Source organism: Terrabacter sp. P5_B1 (assembly GCF_056400505.1).
In genome coordinates, this window is the sequence record NZ_JBFULD010000496.1 from 1 (window position 1) to 2,018 (window position 2,018).

A 2,018-nucleotide genomic window follows, 5' to 3' on the forward strand; every position below is an offset into this window, starting at 1 on the left:
CCAGACGACCGGCTGCTGCTCGGTCGTGGGGCGCACTGGCCCGAGGGGCGGTTCTCGGTGCTCGCCGGTTTCGTCGAGCCGGGGGAGTCGTTCGAGGCTGCCGTCGCCCGCGAGGTCGCCGAGGAGGTCGGCGTCACCGTGGACGGGGCGCGCTACCTGGGCAACCAGCCCTGGCCGTTCCCGTCGTCGGTGATGATCGGCTTCGCCGCGACGACCCGGGAGACGACGCTGACGATCGACCCCGTCGAGATGGCCGAGGCGCGCTGGGTGAGCCGTGAGGAGTACCGCGACCTGTTGCGAGGCGGCACGATCCGCACCCCGAGCGGCATCTCGATCGCCAAGCGCCTCATCGAGCACTGGCTCGGCCAGACGGTCGAGTCCGTGCTCCCAGGCGGGCGTGCCGGAGGGTTCTGAGCCGCGCAGGGTTCGTCAGCCGGCGAGGCGGGAGCGCACCTCCGCGAGCGACGGGTTGGTCGCGGCCGACCCGTCGGGGAAGACGACCGTCGGGACGGTGCGGTTGCCGCCGTTGACGCGCTCGACGAAGTCGACGTGCTCGGGGTTGGCCTCGAGGTCGATCTCGGTGAACGGCACGCCCTCGCGGGTCAGCTGGCCCTTGAGGCGCGTGCAGTAGCCGCACCACGTCGTCGTGAACATCGTGATCGAGCCCTCGTCCGGCCGGACCTGGGTGGTGTCGCGCATCGGTTCCTCTGCTGTCTCTGCTCGCGGCGGCAGCCTCTCGGGCGGCGTGCGGGCGGTCTCGTGCGGGGTGGGCTTCAGGGTGGGGGACAGTGGCCACGGGCGTCGTCCCTCGATGCAAGGATGACCCCATGGCCAAACGCGGCGCAAAACGACCCCAGAAGATGGACCTCGACGTCTACGAGGCGGAGGTCAGTCGTCTCCAGGTCGAGCTCGTCGCGTTCCAGGAATGGGTGCGGGCCACCGGCCAGCGCGTCGTCGTCGTCTTCGAGGGCCGCGACGCCGCAGGCAAGGGCTCGGCGATCAAGCGGATCACCGAGTACCTCAGCCCGCGCGTCGCCCGCATCGCGGCGCTGCCGGCGCCGACCGACCGCGAGAAGTCGCAGTGGTACTTCCAGCGCTACATCGCCCACCTGCCCGCCGCCGGCGAGATCGTGCTGTTCGACCGGTCCTGGTACAACCGCGCCGGCGTCGAGCGCGTCATGGGCTTCTGCACCGACGAGCAGTACTCCCGCTTCCTCGAGCAGGCGCCCGTCTTCGAGCAGATGCTCGTCGACGACGGCATCATCCTGCGCAAGTACTGGTTCAGCGTCTCCGACATCGAGCAGGAGCGCCGTTTCCGCTCCCGCGCCAAGGACCCCATGCGCCAGTGGAAGCTCTCGCCGATGGACCTCGAGTCGATCACCAGGTGGGAGGACTACTCCGAGGCGAAGGACATCATGATGGCCGCGACGAGCACCGACCATGCGCCGTGGCACGTCGTGGAGTCTGAGGACAAGCGCCGCTCGCGGGTCAACGTCATGCACCACCTGCTCAGCTCCATTCCGCACGCCGAGGTGGCTCCCGACGTGCCTCCCGTCCCGAAGCGTCCGGCCCCGCGCGGCTACGAGCGCCCCCCACAGCACGAGCAGAACTATGTGCCGGACCACGCCGCGCGCGTGCTGGCCACCTCGAAGGGTGATCACTCCTGAGCGCAGTACCCGCAGTACCCTCCGCCGACCAGATCCTCGACGGGCTCGACCCCGAGCAGCGTGAGGTCGCGATGGCCCCGCCGGGGCCCCTGTGCATCCTCGCGGGCGCCGGCACGGGCAAGACACGCGCGATCACCCACCGCATCGCGTATGCCGTCCACTCGGGCGCGCAGCAGCCGCAGCGCGTGCTCGCGCTGACGTTCACCGCGCGCGCCGCCGGTGAGATGCGCACGCGCCTGCGCGGCCTCGGGGTGCAGGGCGTCCAGGCGCGCACCTTCCACGCCGCCGCGCTGCGCCAGCTCCACTTCTTCTGGCCGCAGGCCATCGGCGGCGCGGCCCCCGAGGTGATGG

Annotated in this window: 4 protein-coding genes; 3 read left to right on the top strand and 1 reads right to left on the bottom strand. The window is 71.0% G+C overall.

Translation table 11 applies throughout. The features are described 5' to 3' along the window. The coding region (locus AC1DP0_RS21330; RefSeq protein ID WP_478088491.1) for an NAD(+) diphosphatase at positions 1-414 on the top strand (414 nt) is incomplete at its 5' end. Positions 415-429: 15 nt separating this feature from the next. Here AC1DP0_RS21330 and AC1DP0_RS21335 read toward each other — a convergent pair. Continuing rightward, entirely contained in the window at positions 430-699 is a 270-nt protein-coding gene (locus tag AC1DP0_RS21335) for a mycoredoxin (protein ID WP_478088492.1), read from the bottom strand. A gap of 128 nt (positions 700-827) precedes the next feature. Between AC1DP0_RS21335 and ppk2 the strand changes: the two genes are divergently transcribed. Together ppk2 and AC1DP0_RS21345 are read left to right on the top strand one after the other, a co-directional pair. Beyond that, positions 828-1,667 carry a polyphosphate kinase 2 gene (gene ppk2, locus AC1DP0_RS21340; RefSeq protein ID WP_478088495.1) on the top strand — a complete coding sequence of 280 codons (840 nt, stop codon included), beginning with the start codon at positions 828-830 and terminating at the stop codon, positions 1,665-1,667. A 71-nt stretch (positions 1,668-1,738) separates the two neighbouring features. Next, on the top strand, positions 1,739-2,018 hold a 280-nt coding region (locus tag AC1DP0_RS21345), incomplete at its 3' end, for a UvrD-helicase domain-containing protein (protein ID WP_478088497.1).